Annotated in this window: 1 pseudogene; it reads left to right on the top strand. The window is 69.2% G+C overall.

The features are described from left to right. Positions 1 to 858 (top strand): annotated as a pseudogene (locus ACYVGN_RS13380) (IS3 family transposase); the annotation flags it as partial.

Here is an 858-nt window from a genome sequence, read left to right as displayed (position 1 = left end):
GGAGCTGGAGAAGGCCGCGCTCAAGGAGCTGGCTGAGGGAAACTTCTAAGCCCGGACAGGCGCCGCGCCGCCGTCGATCACCTCAAGCGCAAGCTGCGGGTGAGCGAACGGATGGCGTGCCGTCTGGTCGGGCTGAGCCGCTCCGCGTATCGGCGACCGCTCAAGGGCGACACGGTCGCGGACCCGGATCGGGCGTTCAGGGAGTGGCTGCGCGCCTGGGCGAAGGACCATCCCCGCTACGGGTACCGGCGGGCGTATCACGACGCCCGCGCCGAGGGGTGGGTGGTGAACCACAAGAAGATCCAACGCCTGTGGCGTGACGAAGGGCTCCGGGTCCCGCAGCGGCGTCGACGCAAGCGCGTCGGGTCCTCGACCGTCGACGCGCCGACGGCGGACGCGCCGAACGTGGTGTGGGCGGTGGACTTTCAGTTCGACGCCGACGAGCACGGCCGACCGATCAAGATCTGCTCGATCGTCGACGAACACACCCGGGAGTGCATCGGCGGCCTCGTGGAGCGCTCGATTACCGCCGACCGACTCACCGCCCACCTCGAGGACCTCGTCGCCGCCCGGGGCGCCCCGGCGGTGCTCAGGTCGGACAACGGGCCGGAGTTCATCAGCGAGGCGATGGCCGACTGGGCCGGCACCCGCACCGGCCTGTCCTACATCCCTCCGGGCTCGCCGTGGCGCAACGGGTACGTCGAGTCGTTCAACAGCCGGATCCGCGACGAGTGCCTCAACATCAACAGCTTCTACTCGCTGCTGCACGCGCAGGTCATCATCGGCGACTGGAAGGACGAGTACAACCACCACCGCCGGCACTCCTCGCTCGGCTACCTACCCCCAGCCGAGTACGCT

Source organism: Microbacterium lacusdiani (assembly GCF_054779895.1).
Note: the sequence above shows the minus strand (reverse complement) of the source record. Positions and strands in the feature narration are given on the sequence as shown.